Source organism: Prauserella marina, from assembly GCF_002240355.1.
In the GTDB taxonomy this organism is placed as follows: domain Bacteria; phylum Actinomycetota; class Actinomycetes; order Mycobacteriales; family Pseudonocardiaceae; genus Prauserella_A; species Prauserella_A marina.
In genome coordinates this window covers 117,109-131,555 of sequence record NZ_CP016353.1, presented here as the reverse complement: position 1 = coordinate 131,555, position 14,447 = coordinate 117,109, and the positions used below count along the sequence as shown (strand labels likewise).

Here is a 14,447-nt window from a genome sequence, read left to right as displayed (position 1 = left end):
ACTCCTGATTTTGTCCACAACCCGCTGGTAGCACCCCGTGGACACAGGCCGCCGGGGTAGGCTGACTGCGGGGTCGCCCCCCAGGGAGGGTGGGGGCTGCCATCGTCTCCCCGAACATCGTCCTCAACCTTCCTAGTAGGCGAACGCGAGCGCGTCGCCCTTCGAATCGCCGGTGTCGTCGTGATCGTTTGAGTCCGAATCGCCCTGTGGATGCTTCGGGGGATAGACGGCGTCGACTCCGCCCCGGATGTACTTGGTCATCAGGAACACCTCGACGACCCCGAGTACCGCGTACAGCGCGGTCAGCGAGATCAGCGACACCCACACTTCGCCTGCCGACACGTTCGACACCGCTTGCGCGGTGAACATCCACACGCCGTCGACACCCGTCGGGTTGGGCACGACGACGAACGGCTGTCGCCCCATCTCGGTGAAGATCCAGCCCGCGCTGTTGGCGATGAACGGCGTCGCGATGCTGAGCAGGGCCAGCCTCGGGAACCACTTGCTGTCCGGGACGCGATCGCGCCTCGTCAGCCACAACGCGAGCACGCCGGTCGCGGCCGAGATCGCGCCGAAGCCGATCATGATCCGGAATCCCCAGTACGTCACGGGGAGGTTCGGCACGTAGTCGATCGGCTGACCAGCCAGTTCACCCAGCGCCGGATCGTCGGGATAGTGCGAACCGTAGCGCTCCTGGTACTGGCCGACCAGGTCCTCGATGCCCTTGACCTCGGTCGTGAAGTCGTTGTGCGCGAGGAACGACAACAAGGCCGGAACGGTGAAGGTCTTGACGTTCTCGCAGTTGGCATCCGCCACGTCACCGATCGCGAGAATCGAGAAGCTCGCGGGCTGCTCCGTGTGGCACAGTGCCTCGGCCGCGGCCATCTTCATCGGCTGTTGCTCGAACATCAGCTTGCCTTGCAGGTCACCCGTGATGGCCAGCACGCCGAACGCGACGACTCCCGTCCAGGTCCCCAGCTTCAGCGACGACCGCCACACGCGCTGGTGCTCGTCGTTGACGTCCTGGTCGACCATGCGCTTGCCTGCGACGTTCCGCTGCCGCTTCCGCCACAGCTGCCACGCCGAGACACCGACGACGAACGCGGCGGCGACCGAGAAGGTGCCAGCAACCGTGTGCGGAATGGCGGCGAGCGCCGTGTTGTTGGTCAGCACCGCCCAGATCGAGTTCATCGTCGGCGTGCCGTCGACGAACTCGACGCCGACCGGGTGCTGCATCCACGAGTTCGCGGCGAGAATGAAGTACGCGGAGGCGACCGTGGCCAGCGAGAACGCCCACACACACGCGAGGTGGACGCGCTTGGGCAGCCGGTCCCAGCCGAAGATCCACAACCCGAGGAACGTCGATTCGACGAAGAACGCGACAAGACCTTCCATCGCGAGCGGCGCCCCGAAGACGTCCCCGACGAACCGGGAGTAGGCGCTCCAGTTCATACCGAACTGGAACTCCTGGACGATGCCCGTCACCACGCCCATGGCGAAGTTGACGAGCAGCAGTTTTCCCCAGAATTTGGTCATCTTCAGGTAGCGCTCGTTACCCGTGCGCACCCACGCCGTCTGCATTCCGGCGACGAGTATCGAGAGACCGATCGTCAACGGAACCATCAAGAAGTGGTAGACGGTCGTGATTCCGAACTGCCACCGCGCTAGTTCAAGGACCTCCACGGGGTCAACTTTTCCGTTTACCAGGGCCGAATGTCAGGTCCCGTGGTCCTGAGCTGGGCGGGACCTAGGTCCTGACACCCGCCGGACCTCGGCCACAAAAGCATTTTCGGCTTACCGAACAAAATTGTATGGACCACCTGGAATCAATTCGCAGCTGACCCGAAATCGCCGATTCGCAAATCCCATAACCTGGCAATCGACACAACTCCCCTTTATCGTTGAAGAAGTAAGGGGGTGTGCATTTACGATGTCGTCGGCGCTCGTACCGTTTTTCGCGACGTTCGCGTTGATCCTCGCCGTTGAATTGCCGGACAAGACGCTCGTGGCGACTCTGGTGCTCACCACCCGCTACCGCGCGAGAGCGGTGCTGGCGGGCGTTTCGGCCGCGTTCGCGGTGCAGACCACCATCGCCGTCGCTTTCGGCAGCGTGCTGACCCTGCTTCCCGACCGGCTGGTTTCCGTCGTCGTCGGACTGATGTTCGCGGCAGGCGCGATCATGCTGTTGCGCGAGGGATTCACCAAGGGCGAGAACGACGAGCACGACGCGGCACGTTCCGGAGCCGCGCCGGTGCCGTTCCGGCGCGCGGCCATGACGTCGTTCGCCGTGCTGTTCGCGGCGGAATGGGGCGACGCGTCGCAGCTCGCGACGGCGGGACTCGCCGCGCGCTATTCCCAGCCGTTCGCCGTGGGGCTCGGTGCGTTCCTCGGTCTCGTCTGCGTCGCCGCACTCGCCGTTTTTCTCGGTAGGAAGATCAGGGGAAGGCTGCGCCCTCGGCTCATCCAGCGCGTCGCGGGCTTCGTGTTCGCCGGTTTCTCCTTGTTCGCATTCGCAACCGCCCTGCTCGGCTGATTCGGCGTCTCAGCGACGCACCAGCTCGGCGAGGGTGACAGCCGCCGCGACCAACTCGGGGCCGACAGCGGCGTTGTCGAGCGGTTCGAACGAGACGACACCGACGCTCGCCCTCAGCCCGGAAACACCCCTCAGCGGGGCGGCGACGCCGGAAATGCCAGGCCGAGGCTCTCCGGTCGCGGCGGCCCACTGCCTGCCCTTCGGCCGCAGGCCGACGGCTTTGCCAGCGGCGCCTCGCGACAGCGGATGCTTGCTGCCGACACGGTAGGCGACGTGCATCGCCGTCCATGACGGCTCGGCGACGGCGATCACGTGCATGTGCTCACCCTCGGCGACGGAGAGGTGCACCGTCACGCCCAGCGCCTCAGCCAGCTCGCGCAGCACCGGCCTGGCCGCCTCGCGGAGCTGGGGCAGCATCTGTTCCGCGAGGCGCAGCACACCGGCGCCGAGGCGCACCTTGCTGCCGTCCCGCCACACCAAGCCGCGCTCCACGAGCGGAACGAGTAGCCGGTACACCGCCGCCCTGCTGCCGCCGATGGCGACGGCGAGTTCGGAGATCGTGATCGCGTCGCCGCCCGTGTCGGCGACGGCCTGCAACAGAGCGAGCCCGCGGTCGAGAGTCAGCGAGCTCTCCCTGCTCACAACAGGCCCAGACCTTCGAGGTCGGCGATGGGTTCGTCGAAGCTGGCCGAGGCGTAGGAGGCGAACAGCGAGCGCACCGCCTTCGCGGCGGGATCCGACAGCGCTTGCGCCTCCGCGCTGAGCACCTCGCTGTCCCTGCACGAGAGCGCGTCTCGCACGTCACCTCCCGAGAGGCAGCGGGCGGAGGCGACCAGCAGGTTCAGGAACCCGTGGTGGTCGAAGCCGGTTTCGGCGTCCGTGTGCCTGACGGCGCGGTGCAGGCTGTTGGTCGCCTTGAACGACGCGCCGGTCGACCCGCTCACGACGGCGAGGAAGTCGGCGACCTCGTCGATGCTGGGGAAGTTCTCTTTCGAAAGCCCCCCGCAGCGGATCTTCGGCCAGCTCCCGTGCTCGATCACCTTGCGAACGCCGTCGAGCCAGCCAACCCCCCGCCGGGGTTCGACAACCCTGATCACATCCTCGGGCACGAACTCCGAAACACGTTCGAGCCAGACCTCGTCGACGTCCGAGGGCGCGGGCATCTCGACCATCTTCAGGGCGAGCAGTTCGTTGCGGGACTCGACGATCGAGATCGCTTTCGGTACGCCACCGAGACCGGTGTCGATGATCAGCGAGATCGGCAACGGCGTCGTCGGCTTGATCTTGATCAGCTCGGTGATCATCTCCGGCAATCGCGAGGCCTGGCACAGGAAAACTCCGAGCACACCGGCGCGTTCACCGGCCCGGGTCGCGAAGTGAGCCTTGAGGGCCTGGGACATCGTCGCGTCCCCCGGAGGGAACAGAGCCGAATCATCCACGAGGCGCGCGAACAGGGAAGGAGTTCCTCCGGGGCCGGGGGGCGTGAGTTCCACAGCGCTTGACACGCCTCACACGCTAGTAGCGTACGAAAACAGAACAAAATCGTTCGTGTTGCGAACGCCCTCACCGGGTGCCCCATGGTCCGAAGCGACTGAACGGGACTTCCGGATGTCGGCTTCCCTCCAGCGTCAAACTAGGTTAGCCTCACCTAAGTTGGAGGTGAAAGGTGACCGATACCGAAGCCCGTCGCCCAGCGGCTCCCCGGCCCGCCGAGCGTGCGAAGACCATCGCGCATCGCCACTGTCCAGCGCTCCTTCTGCCTGCACTCGACCGCGCTCCGGACGAGGAGCACAGGGTCGTCCCGCTGATGCACCACGTGCACGACAGCGGAAGCGTGACCGTGCTGCTTCCCGACGAGCACCCGCTCGTCACCTCAGCACAGAACGCGGAACGCGGCGAGTTGGCGATGATGATCGAACTGACCGATCACGCCCCTGTCGCGCTGCGAGAACCCATCAGGGGGCTGCTCTGGATCACCGGCTGGGTTCGTCCGCTCGACGAAAGGCAAGCCCGCGCCCGCGCGGTGTCCATCGCGACGGCGAGGCCGGATCCCAGGCTCCTCGACATCGGCCACGGCGTGAGCATGCTGCGCCTCACCCCCGCCTCGCTCGTACTGGCCGACGCGGAGGGCACTCACTCGCTCCATCCACCGGTCTTCGGCCACGCCGAGCCCGACCCGTTCTGTCACTACGAGAGCCACTGGCTGCGCCACCTCGAAGGCACGCACCCCGACGTCGTCGCCGATCTCGCCAAGCGGGTGCCGGAAGAGCTGCGGGCGGGAAAGGTGCGTCCGCTCGGCCTCGATCGCTACGGTCTGCGACTGAGGGTCGAATGCGCCTCGGGCGACCACGACGTGCGGCTCGCCTTCTCCAGGCCGGTCGAGGATCCTCACCAGCTCGCTGTCGAACTTCGCAAGCTCGTCGGCTGCCCTTTCCTCACCAAGACCTGAGAGTGCGTCCGGGAGTCGTCCTCCGTGCGAGCGGTGTTCCATCCGGATGCGTCGCAAGGCGGAGGAGGGAGCCATGACGGCGTCATGGTGACCGACGACAACGCCGCGAGGCGCCGGATGGGCACCGCGCAGCCGGTACGCGATGATTCCCGGACGCACTCTGAGTTCACCACGACCATTCACGAAAGCGGCGCCCCTGGAGAAATCCCCAGGGGCGCCGCTGTTTTCGCTATCTCACGGTGAGATCGGTGCGACTAACCTGTCGGCACCTTGTCTTTCTTGTCTTTCCCGCCCTGCTCGTCCGGGTCGGACGAACCATTGTCGTTACCCGGTTCGACAAGTCCTTCGTCGATGAGGTTCTGCGAGATGTGTTCTGTCAGCGCGTCTCGTTGCAGTCGTCGTTGGATCCGCAGCGCTGTCGCTCGCTCCGATCTGAACGCCTTCCAGGTCGAGATACACATCCCGATCATCACCACACTGAACGGCAATGCGATGAGGATCGCGACGAGTTGCAACGCGTTCAATCCGCCTGCCAGCAGCAGTGCGACCGCGACCGCGCCTTCCATCAGGCCCCAGAACACCCTGCTCCACACTGGAGGGTTGGGGTCTCCGCCCGAGGCGAGCATGTCGACGACGAGCGAGCCGGAGTCCGAAGAGGTCACGAAGAACAGCACGATCAGGATGATCGCGCCGACCACGACGAACGTGCCTGCCGGCATCTCGCCGAGCAGACCGAACAGCGCACCGTTGGTGTCCACTGTGGCGGCACCGGTTTCGTCGGTACCGATCAGCCCGCCGCCACCGAACAGCTCACGGTGCAGCGCGGTTCCACCGAAGACGGTGAACCACAGGAACGTGACGGCGCTCGGCACGAGCAGCACGCCCGCGACGAACTCCCTGACCGTGCGGCCTCGCGAGATGCGCGCGATGAACACACCGACGAAGGGCGCCCAGGAAATCCACCAGCCCCAGTAGAACGTCGTCCACGAACCCTGCCACGCACTGCCGTCCTCACCGGCGTAGGCGGTCGTGTTGAAGCTCATCGACAACAGGTTCTGGAAGTAGTCGCCGATGTTCTGCACGATGTCGCGGAAGATGAACAGCGTCGGTCCCGCGATCAGCACGAACAGCAGCAACGCCGCGGCAAGGCTCATGTTGATGTTCGAAAGCCACTTGATGCCGCGCTTGAGGCCGGAAACCACGGACACGATCGCCAGCGTGGTGATCGCACCGATCAGCACCGCGTAGGTCACGTTGTCCGGATCGCTGACGATGTCGAGGAACTCAAGACCGGAGGCGACCTGCATGACTCCGAGACCAAGCGAGGTCGCGACACCGAACAACGTACCGACGATGGCCGCGATGTCGATGATGTCGCCGACCCAGCCCTTGACCCGCCTGCCGAGCAGCGACTCAAGCGCGTAGCGAATGGACACCGGCCGCTTCTTGCGGTGGATCGCGTAAGCGACCGCGACACCGACGACGACGTAGATCGCCCACGGGTGAAGGCCCCAGTGCAGGAAAGTCTGCAAGATCGATTGGTGGGCGCCCTCTTCGGTGCCCGCCTCGATGCCTGTCGCTCTGTTCGGGATGCCCGCGAAGTGGTTGAGCGGCTCCGCGACGCCCCAGAAGACGAGGCCGATGCCCATGCCCGCCGCGAACAGCATCGAGAACCAGGTCTTCATCCCGAATTCGGGCGGTTCTTCGTCAGGGCCGAGCTTGATGTCGCCGTAGTGGCTGAGGCCGATCCACAGCGAGAACAGCACGAAGCCCGACACGATCAGCATGTAGTACCAGCTGAATGTGCCGACCACCGTCTCCTGCAAGGCGCTGATCGCATCCCCAACCGCAGTGGGGAACAGCACCGTGAACAACACGAAGCCCACGATGATGATCGCGGAGGGCCAGAAGACCCTCGGTGCGATCGTCGATGTCCAGGGTTTCCGCGATGCAGGTGCAGCGGCCTCGGTATCCGACGTTTCCGTCACGAGGCTCCTTCCTTCATCGTTTTCGGTCGCTAGCACCCTAGTGTTCGTTAACAACTCGAATGTCGGGTAGTCGCCAAATTGCCAAGTTTTCCTGCGTGAAATCCGTCAACTTTGCCTACTTGACCTGGCTTTATTCCAAATTGATGTAACGTGCCACAGTGTCGAATGTCCTCCGCGGCTGGTTGACCCCATCCGCACCCGCTCAACCGGCGAAACTCACCGATCCCGCCGAACGTCGCGCGGTCACGATCGAGCTGGTCCTGGTCTTTTCCATCACCCTCGGTTTATCAGGCATACGCAGTCTGTTATCGCTCATCGACTCGTTTTTGCGCCCTGTTCCACTCTCGGAACAACAGGTCGCGATCAACGTCCCGCAGGCGACGCTCGGCCTCATCGACGCGCTCAAGCAGCTACTGAGCGTGGTCCAGTTGCTCGGCTGGGGCGCGCTCGGTCTCTACCTGCTGTGGCGAGCGGGCACCAAGCTCGCCGCGATCGGCATGGACCGCACGCGGGTCGGCCGCGACTTCGGCTGGGGAGTCGGACTGACCGCCCTCATCGGCATCCCCGGCCTGCTGCTGTACTTCGCGGCCTGGAAGCTCGGCTTCAACCTCGCCGTCCAGCCCTCCACGCTCGGCGAGAGCTGGTGGCGGCCGATCACCCTGACGTTGTCGGCGTTCGGCAACTCGTTCGCGGAAGAAGTCCTGGTCGTCGGATACCTCCTGACGCGATTGCGGCAGCTCGGCATGGGCGAGAACCCCGCGCTGCTGCTCGCCGCGGTGCTTCGTGGGTCTTATCACCTCTATCAAGGGCTTGGCGGATTCGTCGGAAACGTCGTGATGGGACTCGTGTTCGGCAGGCTGTGGCAGCGGACGAACCGGCTCTGGCCACTGGTCATCGCGCACACTTTGCTCGACGTGGTCGCCTTCGTGGGCTACGCCGTTCTGCGTGATCATGTTTCTTGGCTCCCGTGAGATTGCGGGGGCGTTCGAACACATGTTCTAATGTGGTGCGACCGGATAGCAGGGGAATGCACGAACCGGCTCACCACTGACGCCAGGAGGGGCACATGGCTTGCAAGATCACCCATCGACTCAATGACCAGCAGATTCGCTTTGCCAACAGGGATTCGGCCGAGCGCTATGCGGAGATCATGGGTGGTGGCGTCGACAACTGGGAGTTCACGATCGTGCCGGTCGCGGAGCCGCGCTACGCGAGCATGGTGGAACCGGCAAGGGTCACCAGGCTGCAACGCTGAGTCGCCGGTTTCGTGGTGGGCACTCGCGCATAACGGGCGCCCACCACGACGCGGGTGACCCTCGGCAAGGTGATCTTGAACGTGATCCACGTCGCGCAACAAACCGCATGCGGCGCAACCGGTTCAGCCGTCCCGGATTCACGAACGCATCCTTCGTTATCCCGGCGCGCCGGCGCCATTTCGTTTTCGAGCCACCAACAGGGCACTCACTAGGCTCACCGATGTGCCGAATTCGAACACGCGGAATCTTGCCGACGCCAGTGGACCTCGGGTGGACAGTGAGGTGGGGCCACTACGCACGGTTCTGTTGCACCGTCCCGGAAACGAGCTGAAGCGGCTGACTCCCCGCAACAACGACCAACTGTTGTTCGACTCGATCCCGTGGGTCGACAGGGCACAGCAGGAACACGACGCGTTCGCCGGGGTACTTCGCGAACGCGGCGTCGAAGTGTTGCTGCTCGCGGATTTGCTCGGCTCAGCCCTCGACGATCCGCGAGCACACGCGGCTGGCGTGCACGCCGCCGTCGACGGAAAGCGACTCGGCACCGAACTCACCGACGCCCTCCGCTCGCATCTTTCCGGCTTGGGCTCCCTCGCGCTGGCCGAGGTGCTGATGTCCGGGATGACCTTCGAGGAACTGCCCGCGAGCGAGGGTGCTTCCCTGGTACGAAAAATGAATCATCCACACGATTTCGCGGTCGACCCGCTCCCGAACCTGCTTTTCACGCGCGATTCGTCGGCCTGGATCGGTGACCGCGTCGCCATTTCCTCACTGGCGATGCCTGCCAGGCGAAGGGAAACCGCGCTGCTGGACATCGTGTACGCCTACCATCCCCTTTTCCATGGAACGGCCCGCGCCTACGGCGCGCATTCCGCACCGGTCGAGGGTGGCGACGTCCTGCTGCTGGGGCCCGGGGTGCTCGCGGTGGGGGTCGGCGAGCGAACGACGGCGGCCGGAGCGGAAGCGCTCGCGAGGTCCGCGTTCGCCGACGGGATCGCGCACACCGTGCTCGCGGTCCCGATCGCGCAGACACGCGCGACCATGCATCTCGACACCGTCTGCACGATGATCGGCCCCGACGCGGTCGTGATGTACCCACTGGCGAGGGATTCACTCGTCGCCTACGCGCTGAGTCAGCGCGACGACGGTGCGTTGCAGGTCGCAGGGCCGGAACCGTTCCTTTCGGCTGCCGCGACGGCCATGGGGATCGAGCGGCTCAACGTGATCGACACCGGCCTCGATCCGGTGACCGCGGAGCGGGAGCAGTGGGACGACGGCAACAACACTCTCGCCGTCGCACCCGGTGTCGTCATCGGCTACGAACGCAACGTGGAGACCAACGCGAGGCTTGAGGAGGCGGGCATCGAGGTACTCCGGATCGCGGGTTCGGAGCTCGGTTCAGGGCGGGGCGGGCCGCGCTGCATGTCCTGCCCGATCACCAGGGAACCGGTTCCATACTGAACCGCCCGCGACCACGAACAAATGGGCAAAGCAAGGCTCACCTAATTGATCGAAATTCTTAGGCGAGCCTAAACAAAATAAGCAAAACCTTGGCTCATTAATTGTAATCAAATGGGTTGCACATCACCACTATCGACTGGAAAAAAGGGCCTCGTCCCGCGTATCTTCGAATACATGGCCACCTCAAAGAAGCAACCGCGTTCAAAGTTCTACGAATTGCTACAGGCGCAGATCCACAACGAGTTCAACGCCTCGCAGCAGTACATCGCGCTTGCTGTCTGGTTCGACAACGAGGACCTTCCTCAACTGGCCAAGCACTTTTACAAGCAGTCTGTTGAGGAGCGGAACCACGCCATGGCGCTCGTCCAGTACATGTTGGACACCAGCCACCACGTCGAGATCCCGGACAGCGGCAGCGTTCGCAACGATTTCGCCGACGCTCGCCAACTGGTCGAACTGGCCCTTGAGCAGGAGAAGGAAGTCGCTGCCGACATCAGGACGCTGGCGAAAGCCGCCCGCGCGGAAGACGACTACACCGCCGAGCAGTTCATCCAGTGGTTCCTCAAGGAGCAGGTCGAGGAAATCTCCGCGATGTCGACTCTGCTGAACATCGTCGACAGGGCGAACGGCAACCTGTTCGAGGTCGAGCGGTTCCTGCACCGCGAGTCGGTAGGCGACGGCGGCGACGACGTCACGATGCCGCCGGTAGCGGGCGGAAAGCTGTAAACCGCGATGCCCTCCAAGGAAAACCCGGGCTCTCCCCCTGAGGAGCAGCCCGGGTTTTCGGTTGTGGGGTGACGGTCAGCAGGTTGCTCCCTGTGCGAGCAACTGAACCTCGGTCACCGTGTCGCCCGCGACGGTGAACTGATACTGGGCGCCCCCGCCCGCAGCGGCCGTGTAGCCGGATCCCGACGCAACGAGGTCGGGGTAACTCGCCTTCAACTGGTCGAGCGTCGCTCCCGCCGCGATGCCGTTGGTGGTCTGCGCCGTCCCAGCGCGGAAACCCACCACGCCGTTCGAACCGGAAATCGACACGTCCCTGATGGCCGAGCTGCCCTCGGCGAGCTGGTAGGTGGAACAGCTCCCCGCGGGAGGCGGAACGCCCTGCCCGGAGAGCATGCCGGTCGCGACCGCGTCGTCGTAGGACATGCCCAGCTTGAGCGCCTCGTAGCCGTCGGGGCCGAAGACGGGGCCGACGGCGTACACGGAACCGCTGGGAGCGGACGAACTGGGCGGAGTCGCCGGTGCGGAGGGTACGTCGGTGTCGGAAGGCGGCGCGCCGGTCTGCGACTGTGCCTGCGAGGGAGGCGGGGTCTGTGGCTCCTCGCTCGCCGAGCCGGGCGAGGGCTCTCCCGAAGCGGACGGAGTCCGCTCGGTGCTGTTCGGAGCCGCAATGGGGAGGTCCTGCTGGTCGCCGGTGTTGTGCAACCCACCGAAGGTCAGTCCACCGGCGATCAACGCGACCACGGCGAGCGCACCGCCGCCACCGGTCATCGCCGCTCGACGGCGACGAAGTCGCTTCGCGCCCGCGACAATGGCCTCTCCGGCGCCTTCCCGTGGCGAGACGTCGAGCCTGGCGTCGGCGAACAGCCTGCGCAGCTCGTCGTCGAGTGGTTCGTTCTGGTCGGTCACACCGCTTCCCTCCCTTCGTTCTCATCGGAACCTCGCAGCTTGCCGCGCAGCGAGGCGATCGCCTTGCTGGCCTGGCTCTTGACCGTGCCCTGGCTCACGCCGAGCGAGGCCGCGATCTCGGCTTCGGACAATCCTTCGTAGTAACGCAGCACGATGACGGCGCGTTGCCTCGGAGGGAGGTCGCGAAGTGCTTGCCACAGCGGTTCGTGCTCGAACGGGTCGACGGGTGCGACCATGCGTGGTTCCGGCAGCTCGGCGACCAGGCTTTCCCTGCGCGTGCGCCGCCACTTGCTGATGTGCGCGTTGGCCATCGAACGCCGGATGTAGGCGAGCGGGTCACCGGTCTTGCGCAGGATGTGCGTCCATCGGGAGCCGATCTTCTCCAGCACCGTCTGGACAAGGTCGGCGGCGTCGTGGGGATTGCCGGTCAGCGCGTGTCCGTAGCGGAGTAGTCCGGGCAGGCTGGCCTCAACGAACTCACCGAAGTCCGTGAGGTCGCCAGGCACGACCAGTCCCCTCTCATGGCGCCTAGTGGCCGCCCTGCCGCTGTCCCGACCGATGGCAGGCACGAATGCGGTCACCGTAACGCCTCCCTCCCCGTGCCGCTTTCCTGGCTCTCGTCTCACGCGCGAACGAGGGGAAGAGTTGCCTTCGCGGCTATCCGGGAAGCGCAGCCAGTTCCGGGGGGAGCCGGAACGAGCCGTCCGGCCCTGGTGGGAAGGCATGCACCGACACCACGGCCGCCGTCGATATCGGTCCGTAGACGTGCGGGAACCAGGGGGCGCCGTCCTCGGGCGGCACGGCCGGTTCCCACCGCACCGGCACCGTCAGCAGTGCGGGATCGATGCACAGCAACACCAGATCGGTCCTGCCCGCGTACAGCCTGTCGGCAGGCAGGTGAACGGTTCCGAAATCCGAGCAGTGCACGAAACCGGCTTCGGCGAGCGAGGCGGCGCGGTATTCACCGCCGGGCCGCGCGGCGGCCCAGTCCGCTTCGGTGCAGATGTGCAGGATCATCAGCGCAGGGTGAGTTGCCTTCCGATGAGCCCGTCCCTCGACCGGCGTTCCGCCGCGTTCAGCGGCTCGTCGTCGAGTGAGTCCAGCGCGGTCCGCAGCCGGGTGCCCAGTTCCTTCGCAGGCTCGGCCCATTCGCGTGCGTGGGCTTCCGGATCAAGGTCCCATACCGGGACCAGCAGGCCGTGTGCACGGAAGGAACCCGCGTAGCGCGACTCGTCACCGAGGCCGAGTTCGCCTGCCGCCGACAACCTGGCGAGCGCCTGGAGCAGCCGGTTCTCCTCGGCAGGCCAGACCCACCTCAGGTGTGCCTTCTCTCCGGCGAGCACCCAGTAGGCGCCTGTGCTGAGCCGTTCGGTGGGCATGATCGCGGCGTTGGCCCGCTCAAGTGACATCGCGACGTCGCCGCTGGCCTCCGTGTCCTCCGGCAGCCACCACGAGAAGTCCTCGTGCAGGTTCACGTCGAGTTCGGCGTCGTGAACGAGCAGGTCCTGCAACCGCTCGCCTTCCTCCGGCGGACTCGTGGTGTCCGGAACGGAGAGCACATCGCCTGGTTTGGCGTCCAGCGCCCAGCGCAGAGCCCTGCCGAGATCGCGGCTGATGTCGGAGGAGCGGGTCTGAACCTGCATCCCGACGAACACCTCGCCGTCCGACCGCACGAAGGCTGCCGCGGCCATGGGAAGGACGGTGCCGAGGGTGACCTTGCGCTCGGCGTCTCCGGCGAGGGTGAGCCGCGCGGTGGCCGACGGTACGAACTCGCGCAGCGCGATCAGCTCGGGCTCGGCGGCAAGCCCCTCGAAGGGCCTTGCGACGAAAACGTCCCTGACCTTCGGCTTCCTGTCCTTCTTGGGGCCCTTCTTGCGTGCGCCCTTGCCCACGTTCTGCCTCCCGTGATGCCGTTTGCCTGAAAGCTACTCGAAGCCCTTTCAGGCTAGGGTCGGCGGGTGTTCGATCACGCTGACCCCGACTTCCTGCGAGACCCCTACCCCGCGTTCGCGCGACTCCGCGAACAAGGCGAGGTGCACTGGCACGAAGGACTCGGCATCTCGATCGCCGTGTCGCACTCCGCCGCCTCCGCCGTGCTCAGGAATCGTTCGCTCGGCAGGATCTGGTCCGACGCGACGCCCGCCGAACAGTTCGCCTCCTTCAACATGCTGCACCGCAACTCGCTGCTGGAGAACGAACCACCGGCGCACACCCGGTTGCGGAGGCTGGTGTCGGCGGCGTTCGCGCGCGGCCATGTCGAGCGGTTGCGGCCCACCGTCGAAGCACTCGCCGCCGACATGGTCGAAACGCTGGCAGAGCGGATCGCCACCGATGGCGAGGCCGACCTGCTCGAACACCTCGCGCAGCCATTGCCGGTCGCGGTGATCGCGGAACTGCTCGGGGTCGATTCCGCCGATGGTCCACAGCTCGTGGACTGGAGCAACTCCATCGTCAAGATGTACGAATACGACTTACCGCAGCCGCAACGGGAGGCCGCTGAGCGGGGAGCCGAGGAGTTCGCCAGCTACCTGCGCGCGATCGCGGAGCGACGCAGGGCCCACCCCGCCGACGACCTGCTGAGTCACCTCGTCAGCGGCGACCTCACCGGGGACGAGGTGGTCGCGACGGCGGTCCTGTTGCTGATGGCCGGTCACGAGGCGACCGTCAACGTGATCGGCAACGGAACCCTCGCGCTGCTGACCCACCGCGACCAGTGGGACCGCCTCGTCGCCGACGAACGCCTTGTCAGTCCGGCGACCGAAGAACTCATCCGCTACGACTCGCCGCTTCAGCTCTTCGAGCGGACGGCGACGGCCGGGGTCGAGATCGCGGGCGTTCGCATCGAAGAGGGGCAGAAGGTGGCCGCGCTGCTCGGCGCCGCCGCCCGTGATCCCGAGGTGTTCACCGATCCCGACACGTTCGACATCGGGCGCGATCCCAACCCGCACCTCGGCTTCGGGGGCGGCATTCACTACTGCCTCGGCGCACCGCTGGCCAGGATCGAGATCGCCGCGGCTTTCGACGCGCTCGCGAAGCGGCTTCCCGGCCTGCGTCTTGCCCGAACCCCGGAGCGGAGGCCGGAGTTCGTCATCAGAGGGCTGCGAACGTTGCCGGTGACAGTGGGCTGA

At 65.6% G+C, this 14,447-nt stretch carries 15 protein-coding genes; 7 read left to right on the top strand and 8 right to left on the bottom strand.

Annotation, left to right across the window (positions count from 1 at the left end):
• Positions 1–132: 132 nt before the first annotated feature.
• On the bottom strand, positions 133–1,683 hold the full coding sequence (locus BAY61_RS00655) for a cytochrome ubiquinol oxidase subunit I (protein ID WP_091801132.1): 1,551 nt from the start codon (positions 1,681–1,683) through the stop codon (positions 133–135).
• 247 nt (positions 1,684–1,930) lie between these two features.
• Here BAY61_RS00655 and BAY61_RS00650 point away from each other — a divergent pair, with 247 nt between their 5' ends.
• Positions 1,931–2,533 carry a TMEM165/GDT1 family protein gene (locus tag BAY61_RS00650; protein WP_091801130.1) on the top strand — a complete coding sequence of 201 codons (603 nt, stop codon included), beginning with the start codon at positions 1,931–1,933 and terminating at the stop codon, positions 2,531–2,533.
• A gap of 9 nt (positions 2,534–2,542) precedes the next feature.
• Here BAY61_RS00650 and BAY61_RS00645 read toward each other — a convergent pair whose 3' ends face one another.
• Positions 2,543–3,175: an IclR family transcriptional regulator gene (locus tag BAY61_RS00645; RefSeq protein ID WP_091801128.1), complete on the bottom strand. Its 633-nt coding sequence runs from the start codon at positions 3,173–3,175 to the stop codon at positions 2,543–2,545.
• Entirely contained in the window at positions 3,172–4,026 is an 855-nt protein-coding gene (locus BAY61_RS00640; RefSeq protein ID WP_170140133.1) for a hypothetical protein, read from the bottom strand. The genes BAY61_RS00645 and BAY61_RS00640 overlap by 4 nt, the downstream gene beginning before the upstream one ends.
• A 173-nt stretch (positions 4,027–4,199) precedes the next feature.
• Here BAY61_RS00640 and BAY61_RS00635 point away from each other — a divergent pair, with 173 nt between their 5' ends.
• The gene (locus tag BAY61_RS00635; RefSeq protein ID WP_091801126.1) at positions 4,200–4,982 is read left to right on the top strand and encodes a DUF2470 domain-containing protein; all 783 of its coding nucleotides are present in this window, start codon (positions 4,200–4,202) and stop codon (positions 4,980–4,982) included.
• A gap of 254 nt (positions 4,983–5,236) precedes the next feature.
• Here BAY61_RS00635 and BAY61_RS00630 read toward each other — a convergent pair whose 3' ends face one another.
• A complete protein-coding gene (locus BAY61_RS00630) occupies positions 5,237–6,970 on the bottom strand; it encodes a BCCT family transporter (protein ID WP_091802407.1) in 1,734 nt (577 codons plus the stop codon).
• A gap of 158 nt (positions 6,971–7,128) precedes the next feature.
• On the opposite strand from BAY61_RS00630, the gene BAY61_RS00625 reads away from it, so the two are divergent.
• From BAY61_RS00625 to BAY61_RS00610, 4 genes are all read left to right on the top strand, one after another.
• On the top strand, positions 7,129–7,941 hold the full coding sequence (locus tag BAY61_RS00625; protein ID WP_091801124.1) for a CPBP family intramembrane glutamic endopeptidase: 813 nt from the start codon (positions 7,129–7,131) through the stop codon (positions 7,939–7,941).
• Between the two features lie 95 nt (positions 7,942–8,036).
• Positions 8,037–8,225: a hypothetical protein gene (locus BAY61_RS00620; protein WP_091801122.1), complete on the top strand. Its 189-nt coding sequence runs from the start codon at positions 8,037–8,039 to the stop codon at positions 8,223–8,225.
• A 271-nt stretch (positions 8,226–8,496) separates the two neighbouring features.
• A complete protein-coding gene (locus BAY61_RS00615; protein WP_091801120.1) occupies positions 8,497–9,687 on the top strand; it encodes an arginine deiminase in 1,191 nt (396 codons plus the stop codon).
• A 174-nt stretch (positions 9,688–9,861) separates the two neighbouring features.
• Positions 9,862–10,413: a ferritin gene (locus BAY61_RS00610; RefSeq protein WP_091801119.1), complete on the top strand. Its 552-nt coding sequence runs from the start codon at positions 9,862–9,864 to the stop codon at positions 10,411–10,413.
• A 75-nt stretch (positions 10,414–10,488) separates the two neighbouring features.
• On the opposite strand, the gene BAY61_RS00605 is transcribed toward BAY61_RS00610, so the two are convergent.
• The 4 genes from BAY61_RS00605 to BAY61_RS00590 form a co-directional block, all read right to left on the bottom strand.
• The gene (locus BAY61_RS00605; protein ID WP_091801117.1) at positions 10,489–11,319 is read right to left on the bottom strand and encodes a hypothetical protein; all 831 of its coding nucleotides are present in this window, start codon (positions 11,317–11,319) and stop codon (positions 10,489–10,491) included.
• Positions 11,316–11,900: a SigE family RNA polymerase sigma factor gene (locus tag BAY61_RS00600; protein ID WP_420848762.1), complete on the bottom strand. Its 585-nt coding sequence runs from the start codon at positions 11,898–11,900 to the stop codon at positions 11,316–11,318. Before BAY61_RS00600 ends, BAY61_RS00605 begins: the two co-directional genes overlap by 4 nt.
• Before the next feature lie 76 nt (positions 11,901–11,976).
• Positions 11,977–12,336: a DUF952 domain-containing protein gene (locus BAY61_RS00595; RefSeq protein WP_091801115.1), complete on the bottom strand. Its 360-nt coding sequence runs from the start codon at positions 12,334–12,336 to the stop codon at positions 11,977–11,979.
• Entirely contained in the window at positions 12,336–13,211 is an 876-nt protein-coding gene (locus tag BAY61_RS00590; protein ID WP_091801113.1) for a DUF5926 family protein, read from the bottom strand. Before BAY61_RS00590 ends, BAY61_RS00595 begins: the two co-directional genes overlap by 1 nt.
• 66 nt (positions 13,212–13,277) lie before the next feature.
• Between BAY61_RS00590 and BAY61_RS00585 the strand changes: the two genes are divergently transcribed.
• A complete protein-coding gene (locus BAY61_RS00585; RefSeq protein WP_091801111.1) occupies positions 13,278–14,447 on the top strand; it encodes a cytochrome P450 in 1,170 nt (389 codons plus the stop codon).

Excerpts from the sequence above, each read along its gene's own strand:
- BAY61_RS00650 (WP_091801130.1), top strand. The coding sequence starts at position 1,931 with ATGTCGTCGGCGCTCGTACCGTTTTTCGCGACGTTCGCGTTGATCCTC.
- BAY61_RS00620 (WP_091801122.1), top strand. The coding sequence starts at position 8,037 with ATGGCTTGCAAGATCACCCATCGACTCAATGACCAGCAGATTCGCTTT.
- BAY61_RS00610 (WP_091801119.1), top strand. The coding sequence starts at position 9,862 with ATGGCCACCTCAAAGAAGCAACCGCGTTCAAAGTTCTACGAATTGCTA.
- BAY61_RS00595 (WP_091801115.1), bottom strand. The coding sequence starts at position 12,336 with ATGATCCTGCACATCTGCACCGAAGCGGACTGGGCCGCCGCGCGGCCC.